The sequence below is a fragment of the Leucobacter sp. gxy201 genome, from assembly GCF_051043335.1.
Classification (GTDB): Bacteria; Actinomycetota; Actinomycetes; order Actinomycetales; family Microbacteriaceae; genus Leucobacter.
Window position 1 is genome coordinate 414,321 of sequence record NZ_JAMXWS010000003.1, and the last position, 17,335, is coordinate 431,655.

Below are 17,335 nucleotides of genomic sequence, written 5' to 3' on the forward strand. Positions count from 1 at the left end.
CTGACGGTGAGTCGAAGCCGTCGGGGTTCCGACGCGCGCGACCGGGCGGCGAGCGGTTCGACCGAAGCACGTCGTGTGCTGAAGGCCTGGGGAGCGGTGCTCATCGTCGTGCTCGCGCTGGGCGCGCTCTTCGGCGTCGGCTCCCTCGCGCGATATCTGCAGGCACCGCCGATCTCCGAGAGCTTCGGGGCCGAGGATGCCGTCGTCGCACTGCGGCTCGAGGCGCGGGGCACGTCGTATCTGGTGCTCGTGAACGAAGCCGGCACCGCGCGCTCGGTGCAGCTCGCCGAGCGGGGATTCATCGGCACGCAGATCGCTTGGTCCGATGCAGGGATCAGCACCGGCGACCCGACGCACGAGTACCTGATCGGCGAGAACGGCCTCGTGAAGCTCGCCGTGCCGGGCCCGACGGAGGGCGTCCACGATCGCGCACGTCTCGCGTCGGGACCGGGGTTCGCAGTGTTCACCGGTTCGGCCGATGGGCAGCGAGCGCTGTTCGTCGATGCAGCCGGCCCGGGCGCATCGCTCACCGGAACGGACATCGGGCGCGAGATCCCGGAGCTCGCGAGCTGCGGCGACGGGATCGTGATGGCGACCGCGAACGGTATCGCACCGGTGACGCCGCGGACGAGCGATTTCGCGGGGCTCGGTCTGTTCGACGATGTCGTCGCCCTGGCCTGCGATGCGGATCGCGTCTACGGTCTCGGCGCGATCCCCGATGGGCCCGAGCCGCGCGAGAGACTGCGCGTGTGGGACCGTTCGGGCGGCGCCCCGCTCGAGTTCTCGGTGCGGTACCCGGGGGAGCTGATCGAGAAGTCGCCGCACTCCCCGTTCGTGCACGACGGCCGCCTGTACTGGACCGCGGAGTGGAACCTGTGGTCGGTCGCGCTGCCGGACGGGACCGGACACTCCTCCGGCACCGGCGAGATCCCGGTGCTTGACGCGGTCGTATCGGGCGATCTCGCCGGATTCCTCGAGTCCGACGGCGCATCCGAATACGAGATCGCGGCGGGCACGCCCGAGGGAATGCTCGCCGCGGTGGAAGGCCGCGTGTTCGGCGTCGCCACCGACGAGGAGTTCGACGGCGGCGGCCGGGGGCCGTCGTTCACGAGGCTCGACGGCCTCGAGATCTTCAGCGTCGACGCCGCGACGGGGGAGCGGCGCATCGAGATCGAGGTCGACGGCATCGACTTCCCCCGCCGAGACCTGCACGTCACCGCGATCGCGGTCGACCCCGAGTGGGCCGCGGGGCGCTGAACCCGCCCGGCAGCCGTGCCCGAGCGGTGCCGGGCATCGCTACCGGTCCTGCAGCACCTTCTGGATGCGCTGCACCGATACCGGCTCCGCGGTGCGCAGCTGCTGGGCGAACTGGCTCACCCGCAGCTCCTCGATGAGCCACCGCGCGTGCACGAGATGCCCGGGGGCATCGATGGGGGTCGGGATCGCCCCGCCCGCCTCCGCGTACAGCGCGGCGACGCGATCGATCTCGTTCTGGCGGGCCCGATCGCGGCCGGGGTTCTCGACGAGCCCCTGCATGCGCAGCCGGACGGCTTCGAGGTAGACCGGGAGGCGCGCGAGCTGCGCGAGCCCGGTGCGCGAGACGAAGCCGTCGGCGCCCGAACCGGCCCAGACGAGCCCGTCGATCTGCTGCGCGGCATCGGCGACCTGGCCGAGTACCTGGATCGATTTCGCCTGGTCGACCGCCTTGCGGGCGAGCCGCGCGCCGTCGAGCACACGGGCGGTGAGCGCGATCGCCCCGTAGATCTCATCGATCAGGGATCTGGCGTACTCGTCGGCGATCGCCGAGAACACGTCGGCCCGCCACACGAGACCATCGGGCGCGTGCCGGCGGATCGCGCGGTCCGCGACCGCGAGCGAGACGTCGGCGATCGCGAGGTCGAGCGAGCGGTAGGGGCCGCCGCCGAGCAGCAGCTTCTCCTGGTTCGACAGATGCTCGCGCACGTAGCTCGCGGGCGACGGAGAGCTCAGCGCGAGCAGTCGGCGGATGCCGCGCCGCGACAGACGGGCCTGCTCCGCCTCGTCCGCGACCAGCACGAGGTCGACGGCGGTGCGGCGGTCGACGATCGCCGGGTACGCGCGTACGACGCCGGCCCCTGCACCGCGGCCCTTCGCGTACTCGGTGTCGACGTGGCGCGGCAGATCGCCGAAATCCCAGGCGGTCGCACCCGTGCGTTCGAGGTCGCTCTTCGGCAGCGCGGCCGCCGCGACCTTCGCGACGCCCTGCGTCGCACGATCCTTATGGGCTGCCTGCAGCTGCCGCAGATCCTTGCCCGAGCCGATGGTGCGCCCGCGGCCGTCGACCACGCGGAACGTCGGAGTCAGGTGCGACGGCAGACGGTCGGGGGCGAAGTCGTCGGGGGAGACCGGCACGCTCGTGCGTCGACGGATCTCATCGGCGAGCAGCCGCAGGAGCGAAGCATCGTCGTGCTCGACCTTCGGGCCGACCGCGACGAGCAACTGCCTCGCCCAATCGGCGGCGGGCACCACGTGCTTGCGGATCGCCTTCGGCAGCGTCTTGATGAGCGCCGTCACGAGCTCCTGGCGCAGCCCGGGCACCAGCTTCTCGAAGTCGGCGCTGTCGAGACGCGGGAGCAGGGGCAGCGGCACGTTCACGGTCACGCCGTCGTCCGCCGCCGTCGGGTCGAAACGGTACCTGAGCCGCAGCGTCTGGTCGCCGTGCTTCCACTGGCGGGGGAACTCGTGCTCGTCGACGGCCTCCGCCTCGTCCTCCATGAGGTCGTCGCGGCGCAGGTGCAGGAAGTTCGGGGCGGTGCGGCGCTTCTCCTTCCACCAGCCCTCGAAGCTCCGCGTCGACACGACGTCGGCGGGCACCCGCGCGTCGTAGAACTCGAAGATCGCCTCGTCGTCGGAGACGATGTCGCGCCGTCTCGTGCGCTCCTCGAGCTGCTCGAGTTCGCGCCGCAGCTGCCGGTTGGCCCGGTCGAACGCCTGCGGCGACTCCCAGTCGCCGTCGACGAGGGCGTGCCTGATGAAGAGCTCGCGGGCATGCGCCTGGTCGAACCGTGCGAGCTGCACGCGACGCCGGTCGACGATCGGCACTCCGAAGAGGGTGACGCGCTCATAGGCGACGGCCGCGCCCTGCTTCTTCTCCCAGTGCGGCTCGGAATAGCTGCGCTTCGCGAGCGGGCCCGCGAGCTCCTCGGCCCAGGCCGGGTCGACGACGGCCACCTCGCGGCCGAAGAGCCGTGAGGTCTCGACGAGCTCGACGCTCATCACGATCTCGGGAGGCTTCTTCGCGAGCACCGAACCGGGGAAGAGTACGAAGCGGGTGCCGCGGGAGCCGATGTACTCCTGCGCGGGCTTGCGCTTCACCGCCCCCGGAGCGCCCCGGCCGCGGCCCGGCGCACTGCGATCCTGCCGGTCGTCGCGCACGCCGAGCTGCGAGAGCAGGCCGGCGAGGATGGACCGGTGGATCGGCTCGAACGCGCTGTTCGCGCTCGAATCCCCGTCGGCACCGGCCCCGACGGTCTGCGATGCCGTGCCCGGCCGGGAGCGATTCGCCCCCGCGATGCGGCTGATCTGCTGATTGAGATCCATCCACTCGCGCACGCGCAGGAAGTTCAGGAACTCGGCCTTGCAGAGCCGTCGGAAGGCGCTCGACGACAGTTCGCGCTGCTGCTTCTGCAGGTAGTTCCAGAGGTTTAGCAGCGTCATGAGATCGCCCTGCGGGTCGGCGAAGCGCGCGTGCAGCTGGTCGGCCTGCGCGCGCTTCTCGAGCGGGCGCTCCCGCACATCCTGCACGGTCAGGCCCGCGACGATCGCGAGCACCTCGGGCACGACCTCGTGGCGCCTGGCCTCGACGACCATGCGGGCGAAGCGCGGTTCGATGGGCAGGCGCGACAGCTCGCGGCCGATCTTCGTGATGCGCGCCTGCGCACGCGATCCCTTGCCCTCCATGCGCACGGCGCCCAGCTCGGCGAGCAGCCCCAGACCGTCGGCGATGCCGCGCTGATCGGGCGGCGTGAGGAACGGGAAGCGGGAGATGTCGCCGAGCCCGAGCGCGAGCATCTGCAGGATGACCGAGGCGAGGCCCGTGCGGCGGATCTCGGGCTCGGTGAACTCGGGACGGTTCTCGTAGTCGTCCTCGGCGTAGAGCCTGATGGCGATGCCGGGGCTCGTGCGCCCCGAACGGCCCGAACGCTGGTTCGCGCTCGCCTGCGACACCGCCTCGATGGGCAGCCGCTGCACCTTGCTGCGCGCCGAATAGCGCGAGATGCGCGCCGTGCCGCCGTCGACGACGTAGCGGATGCCGGGCACCGTGAGTGAGGTCTCCGCGACGTTCGTGGCGAGCACGACGCGGCGCGCCCCCGCCATCGACGAGCGCTCGAACACCCGGTGCTGCTCGGCGGCCGAGAGCCGGCCGTAGAGCGGCAGGATCTCGAGCGGTCTGGCGCGATCCCTGGAGAACCGCCCGCCGAGCGCGTCTGCCGCATCCCTGATCTCGGCCTCGCCCGAGAGGAATACGAGCACGTCGCCGGGCTCCTCGCGGCCGAGCTCCTGCACCGCATCGCCGATGGCGTCGAAGAGGTCGCGCTCGGCCCTGCGCACCCGATCGGGGCCGCCCTTCTTATCGGGCACGACGGTCTCCTCGACCAGCGGCCGATACCTGATCTCGACCGGGAAGGTGCGACCCGACACTTCGATGACCGGCGCGGGCCGCTGCGTCCTCGCGTCGGCGAAGTGCTGCGCGAACGACTCGGGGTCGATCGTCGCCGAGGTGATGATGACCTTCAGGTCGGGGCGGCGAGGCAGCAGCGTCTTCAGGTACCCGAGCAGGAAATCGATGTTCAGGGATCGCTCGTGGGCCTCGTCGATGATGATCGTGTCGTACGCCGAGAGGTCGCGATCGCGATGGATCGCGTTCAGCAGGATGCCGTCGGTCATGAGCCGGATGCGCGTGTCGGCCGACACCTTGTCGGTGAAGCGCACCTGGTAGCCGACGAGCCCGCCGAGATCGGAGCCCAGCTCATCGGCGATGCGCTCGGCGATGGTGCGGGCGGCGAGACGGCGCGGCTGCGTGTGCGCGATGCGTTCGCGGCCGAGCGCGAGGGCGATCTTGGGCAGCTGCGTGGTCTTGCCCGAGCCCGTCTCGCCGGCGACGATGACGACCTGATGGTCGCGGATCGCGTCGGAGATCTCGCCCCGCATCTGCGACACCGGGAGGTCGGCCGGGAACTCGATTCGTGTGGCGGGATTCGTCATGACCCCCCTATTATCCCGTGTTCGGCCGCCCTAGACTGGCCGCATGAGTGCGCTTGCGATTCCGAACATCAGTCTGAACAACGGTCGGCAGATCCCGCAACTGGGTCTGGGGGTGTACAAGGTCGCGCAGGGCGAGACCGAGCGCACCGTGCTCGACGCGCTCGAGGCGGGCTACCGCCACATCGATACCGCGAGCTTCTACCGCAACGAGGCCGAGGTCGGCAGCGCCGTGCGCGCGAGCGGGACCCCGCGCGACGAGATCTTCGTGACGACCAAGCTCTGGAACACCGACCAGCCGCGCCCGCTCGAGGCCTTCGAGGAGAGCCTCGAGCGCCTCGGACTCGATCGGGTCGACCTCTACCTCATCCACTGGCCGCAGCCCGAGCACGGCCAGGCCGTCGATGTCTGGCGCGCTCTCATCGACATCGCCGCGTCGGGCCGCGCGACCTCGATCGGCGTCTCGAACTTCGAGATCGAGCACCTCGAGCAGCTGATCGCCGAGACGGGCGTCGTGCCCGCGGTGAACCAGATCGAGGTGCACCCGCTGCACCAGCGTCGCGAGCTCTCGCAGTTCTGCAGCGACCACGGCATCGCCGTCGAGGCCTGGGGGCCGCTGTCGCAGGGCAAATCTGACCTGCTCGAACGCCCCGAGATTCTGGCCGCCGCCGAAGCGCACGGGAAGAGCCCGGCGCAGGTCGTGCTGCACTGGCACGTGCAGCAGGGGCGCATCATCTTCCCGAAGACCTCGCGCCGCGAGCGCCTGTTCGAGAACGCCGACATCTTCGACTTCGAACTGAGCGACGCCGAGATGACCGCGATCGCATCGCTCGACGAGCAGCGCAACTTCGGGCCCGACCCGCGCGCCTTCAACGACCGCTGAGGTGCGCGGGGCCCGCACGGAGCCGTTGCGATCCGTCAGGACCCGTTGACCCGTAGATGATTCCGACACCCGCCGCAGAGGAGACCCCGCGATGACGAAGCCGCCGATCACCATCACACTCACGGGCGCCGGAGGCCAGATCGGCTACGCGGCGCTGTTCCGCATCGCAGCGGGCGACATGCTCGGCGCCGACCAGCCCGTGATCCTGCGCCTGCTCGAGATTCCGCAGGGCATGCGCTCGGCCGAGGGAGCGGCGATGGAGCTCACCGATTGCGCCTTCCCGCTGCTCGACGGCGTCGAGCTGAGCGATGACGCGAACGCCGCATTCGACGGCACGAACCTCGCGCTGCTGATCGGCTCCCGGCCCCGCACCGCCGGTATGGAGCGCGGCGACCTGCTCGCCGCGAACGGCGCCATCTTCGGCCCGCAGGGGCGCGCGATCGGCGAGCACGCCGCCGCCGACATCCGAGTGGTCGTCGTCGGCAATCCCGCGAACACGAATGCGCTCATCGCGCAGCAGCACGCCCCTGCAGTGCCGCCGGAGCGCTTCACCGCACTCACGCGGCTCGACCACAACCGCGCGGCGGGGCTGCTCGCCGAGCAGGTCGGCGCCGCGGTCTCCGACATCGACGGCATCACCATCTGGGGCAACCACTCGGCGACCCAGTACCCCGACCTCAGCCACGCCACCATCGCGGGCGACCCCGCGCTCGTCGCCGTGGGCGAGGAGTGGGGGCGCGGCGACTACATCGAGCGCGTCGCGAAGCGGGGCGCCGAGATCATCGACGTGCGCGGCGGCTCCTCGGTGGCATCCGCCGCCAACGCCGCGATCGAGCACATGCGCGACTGGGTGCGCGGCACGGGGGAGGCCGGCGGCCGCACGAGCGCCGCAGTCGTCTCGCGCGGGGAGTACGGAGTGCCCGAGGGGCTCATCTCGTCGTTCCCGGTGCGATCCGAGGGCGGCGAATGGCGCATCGTCGAGGGGCTCCCGGTCGATGGCTTCTCGCGCGCCCGCATCGACGCCTCGGTGGCCGAGCTCGTCGCCGAGCGCGAGGCGGTGCGCGAGCTCGGCCTCATCTGAGCCGACCCGCCGAGGCGCGTGCCGCCCAGCGCGTGCCGCCTCGGCCCGCAGAACGAGAACAATGGGTCGCATATTGGGGTCTCCGTGAAGAGCAAACCCCAATATGCGACCCATTGTCGTGCGCTGGTAGCGCGTTTCGGTCAGTCCTGCGTCAGCAGGGCCATGTAGTCGAAGACCAGGGTGGCCGCGGCGAGCGCGGTCGTGTCGGCGTGATCGTAGGCCGGTGCGACCTCGACGACGTCGGCGCCGACGATGTTCAGGCCGTTCAGGCCGCGCAGGAGGCGCAGCAGTTCGCGCGAGTGCAGGCCGCCCATCTCGGGGGTGCCGGTGCCCGGGGCGTAGGCCGGGTCGAGCACGTCGATGTCGATCGAGACGTAGACGGGGGTATCGCCGATGCGATCCTTCACGCGTTGGATCGCGGCCGGGACGCCGATCTCGTCGATGTCCGTGCATCGGATGATCTGGAAGCCGAACTCGTGATCGCGCACGAAGTCGTCCTGATCGTACACGGGGCCGCGGATGCCGATGTGCATCGACTTGTCCTCGATCAGCAGGCCCTCCTCGAACGCGCGGCGGAACATGGTGCCGTGCGTGATCGGCTCCCCGAAGTAGGTGTCCCAGGTGTCGAGGTGCGCGTCGAAGTGCAGCAGGGCCACGGGGCCGTGCACCTTCGCGGTCGCGCGCAGCATCGGCAGGGCGATGGTGTGGTCGCCGCCGAGCGCGATCACGACCTTGTCCGTGCCGACGAACTTCGAGGCCGCGGCCTCGATCTGCTCGACGGCTTTGCCGATGTTGTAGGGCGTGCAGGCGACGTCGCCGGCGTCGACGAACTGCTTCTTCTCGACGGGCGTGGTGTCGAGTTCGACGTGGAAGCCGGGGCGCAAGAGGCGCGAGGCCTCGCGGATCGCGGCGGGCGCGAAGCGCGCGCCGGGACGGAACGAGACGCCGCCGTCGTACGGCACGCCGAGGATGGCGACGTCGTAGTCGGGTACTTCGTGCACCTGGGGGAGCCGGGCGAAGGTGCCGAGACCGGCGTAGCGGGGGACCTCGGTCGCTTCGACCGGGCCGACGGGCTTGTGTGCCACCATGATGTGAATCCTTTCTTCGGCGCCGCGGGGCGCCCGTACGAGTTGGGGTGCTCGTGGCACCCGGTCCTATGCGTCGATCGTGACCCAGACGGTCTTGGTCTCGGTCACGAAGTCGAGCTGCTCGGCGCCGAGGTCGCGGCCGAAGCCCGAGGCCTTGTATCCGCCGAACGGCATCGCCGGGTCGATGGTGCTCTGCGCGTTGACGTACACGCTGCCGGCCTTCAACTGCGGTGCGACGCGCAGCACGTTGTTGATGCTCTCGGAGTAGATGGTCGCGGCGAGACCGTAGTCGCTGTCGTTCGCGAGCTTCACGACCTCCTCCTCGGTCGAGAACTTCTGGCAGACGAGCACCGGGCCGAAGATCTCCTCGCGCACGATGCGCATGTCGTTGTCGCAGTCGGCGAAGACGGTCGGCTGCACGAAGAACCCCGTCTCGGAGGTCCCGGGCCCGCCGGTGACGAGCCGCGCGCCCTCGGCGATGCCGATCTCGATGTAGTCGACGACCTGGCGCATCTGGTTCTCGGAGACGAGCGGCCCCATGAAGCAGTCGGGGTCGAGGCCCGGCTTCACTGCGAGAGACGAGACGTGGGCCCCGAGCCTCTCGATGAACTCGTCGTAGATCGACTCGTGGATGTACGCCCGCGATCCCGCGTCGCACACCTGGCCGCTGTTCGCGAAGATGCCGAGCGCGACCCGCTCGACCGTCTGCTCGATGTCGACGTCCGAATAGACGATGACGGGCGACTTGCCGCCGAGCTCGAGGGTCATGCGGGTCCAGTTCTCGAGCGCCGCGTGACCGACGGCGAGGCCGGTCTTGGTCGAACCGGTGAAGGTGATCTTGTCGATGTCCTTGTGCGCGGCGAGCGCCGAGCCCACGACCGAGCCGCGGCCGGTCACGATGTTGATGACGCCGTCGGGGATCCCGACCTCCTGCGCGAGCTCGGCGAAGCGCAGGGCGCTCAGCGAGGTGAGCTCGGCGGGCTTCACGACCACCGTGCAGCCGACGGCGAGGGCCGCGCCCAGCTTCCAGGCGAGCGTCTGCAGCGGGAAGTTCCAGGGCACGATGACGCCGATGACGCCGACCGGCTCCTTGCGGGTGTACGCGAGGTACTCGCCCGGCATGCTCGACGCCTCGGCGCTGCGGCCGCCGATCTTCGAAGCCCAGCCCGCGAAGTAGCGGAGGGTGTCGACCGTGCCCTGGATATCGATGTCCTTCGCATCCTGCAGCGACTTGCCGACGTCGACCGACTCGATTTCGGCGAACTCGTCGAGGTTCGCCTCGAGCGCATCGGCGAGCTTCAGCAGCAGCTGCTCGCGGGCGAGCGGCTTCATGCGGGGCCACTCGCCCTCGTCGAACTGCCGGCGTGCGGCGGCGACGGCGCGGTCGAGGTCGTCGACGGTGCCGGTGGTGAGCGTGGTCAGTACCTCGCCCGTCGACGGCTCGATGACATCGGTGCGCTCGGGGCCCACCGACCACTCGCCGCCGATGAAGAGGCCGTGCTCCTTCGCGATGAAGGCGCGGGTCTTGGGCGACAGGCCGTACTGGTCGAAGTAGCGTTCGATGTTCTCAGACATGTTCGTTCTCACTCTGCTGTGCTGGTTCGGGTGGGAATGCGGTGACGCCGGTCAGAGCGTGACGACGTAGCGGCCCGGGGCGCGGCCCTCGTCGAGCTCGATGATCGACTCGTTGATGTCGGCGAAGGGGATAGGGAGCACCTTCGACTGCACGCGGCCCTCGGCGGCGAGGCGGATCACGGTGTCGCGCTCGAGGCGCGTTCCGTCGGCGCTGCCGACGATCCTGAGGCCCTTGTTGATGATCTCCCAGGCGTAGAACGAGAGCTCCTGCGGCGGCAGTGCGACCTGCACGATCGTGGCGCGGGGAGCAGCGACCTCGATCTCGTTCTTCAGCACCTTCGGGCTGGGGGCGAAGCTGAGGCAGGCATCGGCGCCGCCGAGGGCGAGGATCTCGGCCGTCGCCTCGTCGCCCGGCTTCAGAGCGAGCTCCGCACCGTACTCGCGCGCCTGTTCGAGCTTCGCCTCGTCGAAGTCGAGGGCGATGACCTTCGCGCCGGTGAGCACGGCGAACTGCAGGGCGTACATGCCGACGCCGCCGAGGCCGAAGACCACCCCGATCTTGCCCGGGCCGAGCCCGGTCTTGCTGACGGCGCTGAACGCGGTCACGCCGGCGCACAGCAGCGGCGCGGCCTCTGCCGAGTCGAGGCGTTCGTCGATGGGCGTCACCCAGTTGTCGGCCGACACGATGTACTCGGCGAAGCAGCCGTCGACGTGCACGCCGGTCGCCTGCGAGTTCTGGCAGTAGGTCTCGCCGCCGGTGCGGCATTCGCGGCATTCGCCGCAGGTTTCGTACACGAAGCCGATGCCGACGCGGTCGCCGATCTCGCCGCGGGCGCCTTCGCCGAGCTCGACGATGGTGCCGACGCCTTCGTGGCCGAGCACGGGCTGCGGGCGGCCCTCGGGGAGCTCGTCCTCGCCGTTCCAGTAGTGCACGTCGGAGTGGCAGACGCCGCACGCCTCGATCTTGACGAGCACCTGGCCGGGGCCGGGCTGGGGGCGCTCGATGTCGAGGAACTCGAGGGGAGCGCTGGTCTGGGTGAGCACTGCGGCCTTCATCGTGGGCATATCGTGCGTCCTTTCGGGAGGTGGTGGTGAATGGGTGCCGGTGCGGTTCAGGCGGCCGCGTGGGCGATGGGCCGCCGGTCGTACGCGCCCCAGCCGAGCTTCTTCACGAAGAGCGGGTTGACGAGGGCGTAGACGAGGCCCGCGATGACGAGGGAGAAGACCGATGCGGTCGTCGTCTCGAAGAAGAGCCCGTGTGCGAGCGTCTGCGGGTTGAACGTGGCGATCGAGGCGATGGCGCCGACGACGAGCGCGATGATCGCGGCCGGGTTGAAGCCCTTCCAGTAGTAGTAGCTGGAGTTCGGCGTCGTGTCGAAGAGGTCGGCGAGCGGCACGTGGCTCTTACGCAGCCAGAAGTAGTCGACGATCATGATGCCCGAGAGCGCCGAGTAGAGCGCCGCCGTCCACACCATGAAGGTGATGAACCCGTCGTACAGGCCCGGAAGCGCGAACATCGCGACCACCGGAATGACGCAGAACATGTAGGTGAGCTTCTCCCAGCCGAAGCGCTCGAGGTGTCGCAGGAAGGCCTGGCGCAGGCCTGCGATCGCGGTGTAGAGGATGTTCGCCATGCTGGTCACGTTCGCGAAGGCGATGAAGAGCAGCACGATGACGCTCAGCCAGACTCCGCCGAGCTTCGTCATCCAGTGGGTCGGATCGGCATTGCCGTAGACGATCGCGCCGACGAGGCCGACGACCTCGCCCACGCACGCGGCGAAGCAGATGCCGATGAGGTTCGGCCAGAACGCGATGCGTTCGGTCTTCGTGATGCGCGACAGATTGCCGATGTAGGGCCACCACGAGAAGCCGGCGGCGATGTTGATCTCGACGGCGATCATGAAGTTGAGCGACTGCGACGGCGTGAGCTGCTCGAGCGCGGGCAGCTCCCACAGCTCGAGCGCCGAGTAGTCGCGCAGGTAGAGGTAGACCATGACGCCCATGACGATGAAGAGCGCGGGGGCGACGACGGTGTTGAACACCTTGATCGAGGTCGGGCCCTTGGCCACGATGAACGCGGTCAGGGCGATCGCTGCGATCGTGATGAGCGGGATGTACCAGGCGCCGGGCTCGGGGGCGCGGTCGCCGATGACGGCGACGGCGGAATCGACCGAGCGGCCGAACATGGTGCCGAGCACGACGAGCCAGCCGACGGTGAGCAGCACGATCGCGAGGATGTAGATGACGCGGCTGCCGTTCGGGCCGAAGATGCTGCGCAGGAACGTGTACTGCTCGACGCCGTACTTGCCCGACGAGATGCAGACGGCGAGGCTCGTGAGCAGCACGCCGACGACGTTGCCGAGCACGATGGCGAGGATGCCGTCTTTCACGCCGACGATGCCGGCGAGCGAGCCGCCGATGAGGAAGCCCCAGGTGGCGATAGCGAGGGCGGAGTTGGCCCAGGTGTATTCCCAGAAGCCCCAGAGTCTCAGACGTGCGGGGAGCGGAGCGCGCCCGCGTTCGGCTTCGAGTGCGAAGTCCATGGTTCCTCCTTTGGAACGGAACTGATGAGTCGGTGGGCCTTAACGGCAGATGAGGATGCCGATGAACGCGGCGACGATCGCGGCGACGGCGATGACGTATTCGATCTTGGTGAGCTGGCCGGGGATGCGCGTCCCCTCGCCCCGGGCGAAGTCGGCGCAGACCTCGTCGCGCAGCACGCGGAAGGCTTCTTCTTCGCTGTCGAAGGCGATGTTGATGCTGCCCGAAGGGGCGTAGTCGCCGGAATTCGGAAGGGTCATTGCGGGGTCCAAACTTCGTTGTGCGGGAGTACTCGCACCAGTATCGGCCCGGCCCGAAACGGGCGACAAGAAGCGCCGTGTATCGAACCGTAAGCGGCTGCGTTACACTGTGTAAATGCATGCGACGGTCTCCGACATCCTCGCCATCCCTGCCGTGCGGGCGACGAGCCCGGTGCTGCTCGGGGGCAGCAAGTATCTCGACGGCGCCGTGCGGTGGATGCACACGACCGACGGCACCGACCTCGCAGGGCTGCTGAAGGGCGGCGAGATGATCCTCACTGCCGGCGAGGCCATCACCGGGTCTCCCGAAGCCGCCGCGGAGTACTTCGCGGGGCTCGTGCGCAACGGGGCCTCGGGAGTGATGGTCTCGCTGCTGCACGGCGACGAGCACGCCAAGCTGGTGCTGCGCGCGGCATCGGGGTCGGCGGGCCTCCCGGTGATCCTGCTCAGGGATCGCGTTCCTTTCGTCGACCTGACGGAGGCCGTGCACCGGGTGCTGCTCTCGATCGATCGGGGCGACGGCCCCGAGACCGATCTCGTGCGGCTGATCGACCGGTTGAGCGTCGAGAGCGCGAGCCCGACGGAGATTCTGCGGCGCACCTCGGAGCTGCTGCTCGCCCCCGTCGTCTACGAGGATCTGCACCACGGCGTGGTGGCGTATGCGACCGCCGGGCTGCAGACGGAGCGGCTGCTCGAGAACTGGGCGAATCGGTCGCGGAGCGTGTCGAGCGCCGCCGGCATCACAACGGGCGACTGGCTCCAAGTGAACTATCGGGAGCTCGAGGAGACCGTCGGACGTCTCGTCGTGCCCATGCGCCTCCCCGGGCCGCAGCCGCAGGCGATCCTCGAACGCGCGGCCCAGGTGCTCGAACTCTGCTACGCCAATCTCGGCCGGTCGTACGACGTGCGCTTCCGCGCGCCGGTCGGCGCCTTCGAGGAGCTGCGGGTGAGCGGGTTCATGTCGGAGGCGTCGGCGCGCTTGCGGGCGGAAGCGAGTGGCATCGCCGCCGCGGCCGAGTACGTTCCGCTCGCCGTCGTACGGGCCGCCGCGCCCGCGCACGCGGCGGACGCGGCGGCGGGCTCCGGCCCGGTGCTCGACGCGCTGTACCGCGCGGCAGCAGAGCGCGGCGTGCCGCTGCTCGCATGCGAGCTCTCGGCCGACGCGATCGGGGTCGTCGTCGGGGTGCCGGCCGGGAAGGAGGCGCGGGACGTGCTGCAGTCGCTCGCGCGCGCGGCGGATCTCGGCGCCGACGGCGCACTCAGCGCGGGGGAGTGGTCGGTCGGCATCGGACCGAGCGCTGCCGAGCTGCAGGCGTCGATCGATGCAGGGGTCGATGAGGCACGGGCGGTGGCGGAGGCCGCGATCGGCGTCGAACCGAGGCTCGTGCCGTACGCCACGGTGGGCGACGTGCGCCTGCGGCGCCTGCTGCGCGCGATGCGCGACGAGGCGCGCATCCGATCGTTCGTCGACGAGAGCCTCGCGGAGCTGAAGGCAGAGGGCAATGACACCCTGCGCATCCTGCGCGCCTACATCGAACTGAACGGCAATATCGCCGAAGTCGCCCGCGCCGTCTACCTCAGCCGGCCGAGCGTCTACGCGCGTCTGAATCGCATCGAGGCGGTCATCGGCTCGAGTCTCGGCAGCGCCGATACCCGCACCGGGCTCTATGTCGCGCTGCTCGCCGATGCGAATGGGGAAACGGGAGCCTCCGGCTCGTCATAGGATAGAAGGCATGTCTAAGGTTCTTTCCTCCCTCCCGATCGGCGAGCGCGTCGGCATTGCGTTCTCCGGTGGCCTCGATACCTCATGTGCCGTCGCTTGGATGCGCGAAAAGGGCGCCGTGCCCTGCACGTACACGGCCGATATCGGTCAGTACGACGAACCCGACATCGACGGCGTCGCCGGCCGCGCGAAGGAGTACGGCGCCGAGCTCGCCCGCCACGTCGACGCGAAGCTCCCCCTCGTGGAAGAAGGCTTCGTCGCGCTGCAGACCGGCGCCTTCAACGTGCGCTCGGGCGGCAAGACCTACTTCAATACGACTCCGCTCGGCCGCGCCGTCACCGGCACGCTGCTCGTGCGGGCGATGAAGGAGGACGGCGTCGATATCTGGGGCGACGGCTCCACCTACAAGGGCAACGACATCGAGCGCTTCTACCGCTACGGCCTCATGGCGAACCCCGCACTGCGCATCTACAAGCCGTGGCTCGACAGCCAGTTCGTCGAAGAGCTCGGCGGCCGCCACGAGATGAGCGAGTGGCTCGTCGCCCACGGCTACCCGTACCGCGACGCCACCGAGAAGGCCTACTCGACGGACGCGAACATCTGGGGTGCGACCCACGAGGCGAAGAAGCTCGAGTTCCTCGACGCCGGTCTCGACATCGTCGAGCCGATCATGGGCGTCGCCGCCTGGCGCGACGACGTCGAGGTCGCCACCGAAGAGGTCTCGGTGCGCTTCGAGGCGGGCCGCCCCGTCGCGATCAACGGCGTCGAGTTCGCCGACCCCGTCGCCCTCGTCTACGAGGCCAACGCGATCGGCGGCCGTCACGGCCTCGGCGTCTCGGACCAGATCGAGAACCGCATCATCGAGGCGAAGTCGCGCGGCATCTACGAGGCTCCCGGCATGGCGCTGCTGCACATCGCCTACGAACGCCTCGTCAACGCGATCCACAACGAGAACACGCTCGCCTCGTACCACAACGACGGCCGCAAGCTCGGTCGCCTCATGTACGAGGGCCGCTGGCTCGATCCCGAGTCGCTCATGCTGCGCGAGGCGCTGCAGCGCTGGGTCGGCTCGGCGGTCACCGGCGAGGTCACGCTGCGCCTGCGCCGCGGCGACGACTACACGATCCTGAACACCGAGGGCCCGAACCTCAGCTACCACCCCGAGAAGCTCTCGATGGAGCGCACGGTGGGCGCGGCCTTCGGCCCCGAGGATCGCATCGGCCAGCTCACCATGCGCAACCTCGACATCGCCGACTCGCGGCAGCGCCTCGAGCAGTACGCGGCTCTCGGCCTCGTCGGCGGCGCGACCGCCGAGCTCGTCGGCGAGCTCGAAGCCGGCGGCGCCGAGGAGATCGCCGACGCGGTCGGCGGCATCGACGGCGACGCCGATCAGCTCGGCCTCTCGGCGGCGTTCGACTCCGGCACCGACTGACCTCGTGACGCAACGAAGAAGCCCCGGGCCGCGGCCCGGGGCTTCTTCATCCGATCAGTGGTCAGGAGGCGCGGCGCGCACGTGCGGCGCGGCGCTTCAGGGCGCGGCGCTCGTCCTCGCTGAGACCGCCCCAGACACCCGAATCCTGACCGGTGTCCATCGCGTACTGCAGACACATCTCGGTGACGGTGCACCGCGCGCACACCGACTTCGCCCGCTCGATCTGCTCGACGGCGGGGCCGGTGTTGCCGACCGGGAAGAAGAGCTCCGGGTCTACCGTGAGGCAAGCCGCCTGCTCGCGCCAATCCATCGTGTGTCCTCCTATGCTGCGAACGCACGCGAAATACACTGGAGGCCGGTGGCCTAGATCTCGCGCCGTCAATTACCTGAAACGTGGCTGAGAATGCTCACGTCGGTGTGCGCGAAACTCGACGAAATATATAGTTTCATGGATATCAAGGCAAATCAATAGTCAATTTGCAATTCTCTGGAAAGGTGCTCGTCATGAGTTCGTCACCCGCCGTCGGTAATCGTGCGCGCATCGCATGGGGCGTGCTCACCGTGCTGCTCGCGCTCGAGACGCTGCTGCTCGTGTGGGTGACCTATCTGACGGGGGCCGCCACGTTCGGCGATCGCGATTTCCTCGTGCAGAATGCGAGCCTCTGGGTCATGTCGGTGTGCTCGCTGCTGTGGGTGCTCATCACCCTGATCGGCGCGCTGCGTTCGCGGGCGAGCTGGGTGCGGGGGTCGGCGGTCACCATCCACGTGCTGCTCTTCGCCGCGGGCACCGGCTGTCTGCAGCTCGCGATCGGCTCCTGGCAGTTCGGCTTCGCGCTGGTGGGCGCGGCGCTCGTCGGCTTCGTCGCGGCCATCCTCGCGAAGCCGCTGCTGCAGTCGGACGCCGTGCCGAACTGACGCGCCGCGGCTATGCCGCGCCGACGCCCACGAGCTTCAGCACCCGGGCGGCGTGGCCGGTCGCCTTCACGTTGTACAGGGCGTGCTCGATGCGGCCGTCCGCATCGATGACGAACGTCGACCGGATGACGCCCTCGTAGACGCGGCCGTAGTTCTTCTTCTCGCCGTACGCGCCGTACGCGAGCAGCGTCCCGTGCTCCGGGTCGCTGAGCAGGGGATAGGCGAGGGCGTCGCGCTCGGCGAAGCGGCCCTGCTTCTCGACCTCGTCGGGCGACAGCCCGAGCAGCGCGAAGCCCGCCGCCTGCAGGGGTTCGAGGGAGTCGCGGAAGTCGCAGGCCTCCTTCGTGCACCCGGGGGTCATGGCAGCCGGGTAGACGAAGAGGATCACTCGCTCGCCGCGATAGTCCGAGAGGGAACGGATGGCGCCCGACTGGTCGGGCAAGGAGAAGTTCGGTGCGGTCTGACCGGGTTCGAGAATTACGCGCTCGCTCATACCCGCCAGTCTATGGGCCGCGATCCCTGCGCGTTTTCTCTCGACATCGAGATAGTTCAGGCTGGTGGGCTAAGATGCTGGAGGCCTTATGCCCTCTTTCGAA

The 17,335-nt window shown here is 69.3% G+C and carries 14 protein-coding genes; 6 read left to right on the plus strand and 8 right to left on the minus strand.

Translation table 11 applies throughout. The annotated features are described in order from the left end of the window. The first annotated feature begins 6 nt into the window (after window positions 1–6). Window positions 7–1,257: a hypothetical protein gene (locus NHL51_RS07035; protein ID WP_434142707.1), complete on the plus strand. Its 1,251-nt coding sequence runs from the start codon at window positions 7–9 to the stop codon at window positions 1,255–1,257. A gap of 39 nt (window positions 1,258–1,296) precedes the next feature. On the opposite strand, the gene hrpA is transcribed toward NHL51_RS07035, so the two are convergent. Then, window positions 1,297–5,244, minus strand: coding sequence for an ATP-dependent RNA helicase HrpA (gene hrpA, locus NHL51_RS07040; protein WP_434142709.1), 3,948 nt, complete (start codon window positions 5,242–5,244; stop codon window positions 1,297–1,299). Between the two features lie 43 nt (window positions 5,245–5,287). Here hrpA and NHL51_RS07045 point away from each other — a divergent pair, with 43 nt between their 5' ends. Together NHL51_RS07045 and NHL51_RS07050 are read left to right on the plus strand one after the other, a co-directional pair. After that, window positions 5,288–6,124 (plus strand): aldo/keto reductase, encoded by an 837-nt coding sequence (locus tag NHL51_RS07045; protein WP_434142710.1) that lies wholly within the window; start codon window positions 5,288–5,290, stop codon window positions 6,122–6,124. A gap of 91 nt (window positions 6,125–6,215) precedes the next feature. Continuing rightward, on the plus strand, window positions 6,216–7,205 hold the full coding sequence (locus tag NHL51_RS07050) for a malate dehydrogenase (protein ID WP_434142711.1): 990 nt from the start codon (window positions 6,216–6,218) through the stop codon (window positions 7,203–7,205). A 140-nt stretch (window positions 7,206–7,345) separates the two neighbouring features. Here the strand turns inward: NHL51_RS07050 and speB are convergent, their stop codons facing one another. From speB to NHL51_RS07075, 5 genes are all read right to left on the minus strand, one after another. Then, entirely contained in the window at window positions 7,346–8,293 is a 948-nt protein-coding gene (gene speB / locus NHL51_RS07055) for an agmatinase (RefSeq protein WP_434142713.1), read from the minus strand. Between the two features lie 66 nt (window positions 8,294–8,359). Then, window positions 8,360–9,868 carry an aldehyde dehydrogenase family protein gene (locus NHL51_RS07060; RefSeq protein WP_434142714.1) on the minus strand — a complete coding sequence of 503 codons (1,509 nt, stop codon included), beginning with the start codon at window positions 9,866–9,868 and terminating at the stop codon, window positions 8,360–8,362. A gap of 51 nt (window positions 9,869–9,919) precedes the next feature. Further along, a complete protein-coding gene (locus NHL51_RS07065) occupies window positions 9,920–10,933 on the minus strand; it encodes an alcohol dehydrogenase catalytic domain-containing protein (protein WP_434142715.1) in 1,014 nt (337 codons plus the stop codon). Between the two features lie 47 nt (window positions 10,934–10,980). Continuing rightward, window positions 10,981–12,411 (minus strand): purine-cytosine permease family protein, encoded by a 1,431-nt coding sequence (locus tag NHL51_RS07070; protein ID WP_434142717.1) that lies wholly within the window; start codon window positions 12,409–12,411, stop codon window positions 10,981–10,983. A 39-nt stretch (window positions 12,412–12,450) separates the two neighbouring features. Continuing rightward, complete coding sequence (locus NHL51_RS07075) at window positions 12,451–12,669, minus strand: hypothetical protein (RefSeq protein ID WP_434142718.1); 219 nt, start codon at window positions 12,667–12,669, stop codon at window positions 12,451–12,453. Window positions 12,670–12,784: 115 nt separating this feature from the next. Between NHL51_RS07075 and NHL51_RS07080 the strand changes: the two genes are divergently transcribed. Next, window positions 12,785–14,392 (plus strand): PucR family transcriptional regulator, encoded by a 1,608-nt coding sequence (locus NHL51_RS07080; protein ID WP_434142719.1) that lies wholly within the window; start codon window positions 12,785–12,787, stop codon window positions 14,390–14,392. A 10-nt stretch (window positions 14,393–14,402) separates the two neighbouring features. After that, the gene (gene argG, locus NHL51_RS07085) at window positions 14,403–15,824 is read left to right on the plus strand and encodes an argininosuccinate synthase (RefSeq protein ID WP_434142720.1); all 1,422 of its coding nucleotides are present in this window, start codon (window positions 14,403–14,405) and stop codon (window positions 15,822–15,824) included. Window positions 15,825–15,885: 61 nt separating this feature from the next. On the opposite strand, the gene NHL51_RS07090 is transcribed toward argG, so the two are convergent. Further along, window positions 15,886–16,134, minus strand: a complete 249-nt coding sequence (locus NHL51_RS07090) for a WhiB family transcriptional regulator (RefSeq protein ID WP_010156721.1) — start codon at window positions 16,132–16,134, stop codon at window positions 15,886–15,888. Window positions 16,135–16,328: 194 nt separating this feature from the next. On the opposite strand from NHL51_RS07090, the gene NHL51_RS07095 reads away from it, so the two are divergent. Beyond that, entirely contained in the window at window positions 16,329–16,739 is a 411-nt protein-coding gene (locus tag NHL51_RS07095; RefSeq protein WP_434142722.1) for a hypothetical protein, read from the plus strand. Between the two features lie 10 nt (window positions 16,740–16,749). Here NHL51_RS07095 and bcp read toward each other — a convergent pair whose 3' ends face one another. Beyond that, window positions 16,750–17,232 carry a thioredoxin-dependent thiol peroxidase gene (bcp, locus tag NHL51_RS07100; RefSeq protein WP_434142723.1) on the minus strand — a complete coding sequence of 161 codons (483 nt, stop codon included), beginning with the start codon at window positions 17,230–17,232 and terminating at the stop codon, window positions 16,750–16,752. Window positions 17,233–17,335 lie beyond the last annotated feature (103 nt).